This window comes from Frankia sp. AiPs1, from assembly GCF_023716945.1.
Taxonomy (GTDB): domain Bacteria; phylum Actinomycetota; class Actinomycetes; order Frankiales; family Frankiaceae; genus Frankia.
In genome coordinates, this window is sequence record NZ_JAMQQF010000438.1 from 1 (window position 1) to 5163 (window position 5163).

General features: G+C 74.2%; 4 protein-coding genes and 1 pseudogene. All 5 read right to left on the reverse strand.

Annotation, left to right across the window (positions count from 1 at the left end; translation table 11 throughout):
• Positions 1–470 (reverse strand): annotated as a pseudogene (locus ND748_RS24735) (ATP-binding protein); the annotation flags it as partial.
• Between the two features lie 67 nt (positions 471–537).
• Positions 538–1611, reverse strand: coding sequence for an NDP-sugar synthase (locus ND748_RS24740; protein WP_251748383.1), 1074 nt, complete (start codon positions 1609–1611; stop codon positions 538–540).
• A gap of 138 nt (positions 1612–1749) precedes the next feature.
• The gene (locus ND748_RS24745) at positions 1750–2670 is read right to left on the reverse strand and encodes a glycosyltransferase family 2 protein (protein ID WP_251748387.1); all 921 of its coding nucleotides are present in this window, start codon (positions 2668–2670) and stop codon (positions 1750–1752) included.
• A 345-nt stretch (positions 2671–3015) separates the two neighbouring features.
• Positions 3016–4146: a glycosyltransferase family 1 protein gene (locus ND748_RS24750; RefSeq protein WP_251748384.1), complete on the reverse strand. Its 1131-nt coding sequence runs from the start codon at positions 4144–4146 to the stop codon at positions 3016–3018.
• Positions 4147–4228: 82 nt separating this feature from the next.
• On the reverse strand, positions 4229–5163 hold a 935-nt coding region (locus ND748_RS24755), incomplete at its 5' end, for a glycosyltransferase family 1 protein (RefSeq protein ID WP_251748385.1).

Consider the following 5163-nt stretch of genomic DNA (forward strand, 5'->3'; position numbering starts at 1 on the left):
ACCGAGGCGAGCCGCCCGGCCACGCCCACCCCGCCCGCCAGGGCGGCGCACAGCGTGGCCAGGACGCCGGCGAACACCCGCCGGCTGGTCATCGCGCCCGCGACCAGGGCCGCGTGGGCGCAGCCGAGGTAGACCCAGGTCCCCGCGCCGCCGACGGACACCGCCGGAACAGCGGCGCCGGCCGCGAGCGCTCCGGCCGCGCCCGCGCCGACGTTGGCGAGGACAAGCCAGGGGCCGAGGCCACGGCGAAGGCTCAGCGCCACGTAGCCGAGCCCCCACGTGAGCTCCAGCAGGGTGACGGCGAGCCCCAGCGGGTGCCGGCCGTACCAGGACCACCAGACCGCCAGGTACAGCGCCGTCGTGACGAGGCCGAGCACCCGCAGCACGGCGAAGGTACGCACGACGACGGCGGTGAGCGCGTCCGATGCGCTGAGTGAGGCGCCGAGTGAGGCGCTGACCGGCACGGACATCAGTCTGGCCGGTCGGATCAGGACTCATCCGCCGATCGGCCGCAATGGTGGGCCGGGATCGCCCGGATCAGGTGCGGTCGGAGCTGAACCGCACCGCACCGGCGGTGAGGACCGCGCCCGGGAACACCCGCGCACCGGCCCGCAGCTCGTTGCCCCGCTCGATGACGGCGCCGTCGCCGACAACGACGCCGTCGAGCACGACACCGGAACCGATCACGGCATCGCGGCCGATCACGCTGTCCCGCACAGTGGCTCCCGCTTCGACGACCGCGCCGTCGAAGAGCACGGCGCCGTCGATCGCGGCGCCCGCGCCCACCCGGGCGCCGGCCCCCACGGTGGCGCCGCCGCCGATCTTGGCGTCGGCGGCCACGTCGGCGCCGGCCAGGACCAGGCAGTCCCCGACCGGTCCGGGCAGCGCCGAGGAGACCATCCGGCCGGTCACCAGGTCGCGGCTGCCCTGAACGAACGCCGCCGGCGTGCCGAGGTCGAGCCAGTAGGTGCTGTCCGGGTATCCCATGACCGGTGTGCCGGCGGTCAGCAGGGCGGGGAACGTCTCCCGTTCGACCGACACCGGCCGGCCCACGGCGATGGTGTCGATCACCGAACGGCGGAACACGTAGCAGCCCGCGTTGATGAGGTTGGTGGGTGGGTCGGGCGTCTTCTCCAGGAACTCGGTGACGCGGCCGTCCCCGTCCACGGGCACCACGCCGAACGCCCGCGGATCGGACACCTCGGTCAGGTGCAGGGTGACCGCCGCGTCCGCCGCGGTGTGCCGGCGGATCAGGGCCCTGATGTCCAGGCCGGACAGGATGTCACCGTTGAAGATCACGACCGGGTCGTCCGGACCGCCGCGCAGCCGCCCGGCGACGTTGCGGATGGCGCCGCCCGTACCCAGCGGCTCCGTCTCGGTCACGTACTCCAGCTCGAGGCCGTGGGCGGACCCGTCCCCGAAGTACTCCTCGAAGACCTCCGCCCGGTAGGAGGTGGCAAGCACCACCCGGTCGATACCGGCGTCGCGCGCCCGGGCCAACATGTGCGCGGTGACCGGCACCCCTGCGACCGGCAACATCGGCTTGGGGGCCGACATCGTGAGTGGTCGTAGACGGGTCCCCTGACCGCCGACAAGCATCACTGCGTCCATGGACAGTCAGTGTCGCAGGGCATGGGGTAGCTCTTGGAGACGGATGGGCAACGAGACCACTACCCGAACGTGCCGCCATGAACCAGTTACTTTCTGTTCAACGCTCCGTTACCGCACGCACCCGGCCGCCGCCGCGGCTCATTCCTCGGCGGTGGTCCCGCGACCCGTGAGCAGCTCCGCGGACCGGGTCGCCTTCGCCCCGGCGCTGTCCTTGGCGAAGGCGAGGGCAAGCAGCAGTCGGGCGCCGAGCCCGGCGCCCAGCAGCAGCCGCAGGGGGGCCCGCGCCGGCCCCGGGTACTGCCGGGACAGGTAGCGGAACATGCTGCGGTGGTGGGCCACCACCATCCGCCGGGACGACCGCTTCGTCGAGTGCCCGCCGAGATGTTCGACGACCGCGATGGGCACATACACCGACTGCCAGGATGCCGCCCCGATCCGCCGGCCCAGATCGACATCCTCCATGAACATGAAGTACGACTCGTCGAAACCGCCGACCGACTCGAACGCCTCCCGGCGCAGCAACTGGCAGGAGCCGGACAGCCAGCCGGCGGTCATCTCCCGCGGGGCGCCCCGCTCGCGACGGTAGGAGGCGGTCCACGGGTTCGTCGGCCAGCACCAGCCGAACAGCGCGTGGCCGATCCCCCGCCCCAACGACGGCAGGTCGCGGGCCGAGGGATACAGGGCGCCGTCCGGGTTGGTGATCCCGGGCCCGAAGGCACCCCCGCCGGGCCAGCGCCGCGCCGCGCCGATCAGCTCGTCCAGCGCGCCCGGCTGGAACGAGATGTCGGCATTGGAGATCACCAGCCAGGGTGCGGCGGCGCCGACGGCCCCCCGGTTGACGGCGCTGCCGTAGCCGAGGTTGCGGCCGGGGCGCAGCAGGCGCACCTCGGGGCGCTCCCCCGCCGCGCGGGTACCCGCATCGAGCTTCGGGGAGTTGTCGACGATGACGACCTCGTACGCCCGGGTCGTCGCCTTCGCCAGGGAGTCGAGGAACGCGCCGATGATCTCCCCGGACCGGAAGGTCACGACGACGACCCGCAACTCCGGTTCCACACCCATGTCCTCGCCCACCCGTCTCACCGGCCCACCCGTCTCCACCGGCGGCACCCGTCTCACCGGGCCGCCCGCCTCACCAGCTCGCCCGCCTCGCCGGGCCGCCGCTTCGCCAACCCGGCCGCCTCCGCCAGCCCGCCGTCCGACCGGCGCGGCCCGCGCCGCGGCGGTGACGGCGAGTGGCATCCGTGCCGACAAGACCGTAGCGCGCCCTTTGCGGCGGTCTTTGCCCAGGGGCCGGCCCCGCCCATGAGAAGCCGATCACGAGGGCCGGTGTCGGCGGGCAGGCTCGCGCGCCTGGACCGCCGTCAGTCGGCGGTCGAGGCCGGACGCGAGCCGCCCGCGGGCGGCTCAGCGCTCGGCGACAGCCCGCGCGTAGCTCGCCAGGTGGGCCTCGGCGCTTGCCGCCCAGGTGAACTCCCGGGCGCGGGCGAGGCCCGCCTGCCCGAGCTGGTCGCGCCGCTCGGCATCGTCGAGCAGGGCGCCCATCTCGCGGGCGATGGAGTCCGGGTCCGGCTGGGTGTAGGCGACAGCGTCCCCGCCGACCTCCGGCAGCGACAGCCGCGGGGTGGTCAGCACCGGCGCGCCGCAGGCCATCGCCTCCAGCACCGGCAGCCCGAACCCCTCGCCGTGCGAGGGGTAGGCCACCAGCGACGACCCACCCAGGTACCCCGGCAGGTCGGAGAACCGCAGATAGCCGGGCCGAATCACCCGCAGGTGGCTGGGCACCGAGGCGACGGCGGCGTCGACGTCGTCGTCCCAGCCCGAACCGCCGGCCAGCACGAGGGCGGGCGGCTCGTCCCGCCAGTGCACCGCCTCGGCCCAGCCGCGGATCAGGTTCGGGACGTTCTTGCGCGGCTCCAGCATGCCGAGGAAGGCCACGTAGCGCGCGTCGCCCAGGCCGAGGCGGCGGCGCACCCGCTGCTTGTCCTCCTCGGTCGGCGGGTGGAAGGTCGACGTGTCGACGCCGTGGTAAGCGACGTCGGTCGTGGTCGACTCCCCGTCGAGCACGCGGATGAGCTCGTCCCGGGTCGCCTTCGACGGGACGATGATCCGGGCGGCGCGGCGCACCGCGGTGCGCATCGCCGAGCGGAAGAACGTCCCCTTCACCGCCGTGTGCATGTCCGGCTCGGTGAAGAAGGTGACGTCGTGGATGGTCACGCAGACGGGCTGCTGGGCCCGTAGCGGCATCGTGTAGTGCGGTGAATGGATAACGTCGGCATTCACCTGCTCCGCGACCAGTGGCAGCCCGGTCTGCTCCCACGCCAGCCGCGCCGGCCGGTGGGCGATGGCCGCCGGCCCGGACAGAACGGTGGCATGCGGAGCCATCCGGCTGTAGCGTTCCTCGTCCGACCGCTGGCAGACCAGCGCCATGTCCGCACCGGCCGCGCCCAGCGCCGCGACCAGCCCGTCGACATAACGCCCAACGCCACCACGGTCGGCCGGGACCGAAGTCGCGTCGACGAGCACCCGGGGTCCCACGGCGCTCCTTCCCTGACGCGCCACCCTGGCAGGGGTGGCCGCTTGCTTCACGGTGACCGCTTGCTTCCCAACGGGGGCAACACTACGCCCGCCCGTCAGCGGCGACGGACACGGCAGGGGGGCCGCCGACTCGACGGTAGAGCGCCCACGTCGCCTCCGCCGCCGCATTCCAGGTAAATGCCTGCGCACGGACGCGTCCGGCGTCCGACAGCCGTCCCCGCAGACCCGAATCGCCGACGATCCGCGCCACCGCGGACGACAGCGCGGCGGCGTCGCCGACGCCGGCCACCAGCGCGGCGTCCCCCGCGACCTCGACCAGCGCCGGGGCATCGGAGATCACCACCGGCACCCCGTGCGCCATCGCCTCCACCACGGGCAGGCCGAAGCCCTCCGATCGACTCGGCGCCAGCAGCACCCCGGCGCGCGAGAGCACGACCGCGAGATCCTCGTCACTGATCCGCCCAAGAGTGCGGACCCGCGATCCGTCCAGACCGTGCCGCGCCGCCTCGGTGCGCACGTCGAGTCCGCCCCAGCCGGCCGCGCCGACGTGCACCAGCGGCAGGCCCGGATCGTCCGGCCGGCGCAGCGCGGCGAGCGCGGTCTCCAGCCCCTTGCGCGGCTCCAGCGTGGCCAGGGTGAGCAGGTAACCACCCGGCGGGGGCAGACCCAGCCGAGCCGCGCGGGCATCGGCGTCGGCCGGCACCCGGACGACCGCCTCGGCCACCCCCTCGCCGATGGCGTGCAGCCGCTCGGGGGGGATCGGTAGGTGCCGGGCCACCTCGGCGGCGACAGCCAGAGTGGGTACGATCACCGCGTCGGCGTACCGGACGGCGCGCTCGCCCATCAGCCGGTGCCAGCGCGCCCCGTGCGGGGTCAACGTCTCGGGATGGGTCCAGGGCACCGCGTCGTGGATCGTCACGACCAGCTTCGGCCGGGGCCGGCGTCGGTCGAGGGCATCCCCGAGCGCCGGCGCGACGCTGTTCGCGGCCCACGCGGCCAACGGCGGCCGCGCCGGAC

Excerpts from the sequence above, each read along its gene's own strand:
- ND748_RS24745 (WP_251748387.1), bottom strand. The coding sequence starts at position 2,670 with ATGGGTGTGGAACCGGAGTTGCGGGTCGTCGTCGTGACCTTCCGGTCC.
- ND748_RS24740 (WP_251748383.1), bottom strand. The coding sequence starts at position 1,611 with ATGGACGCAGTGATGCTTGTCGGCGGTCAGGGGACCCGTCTACGACCA.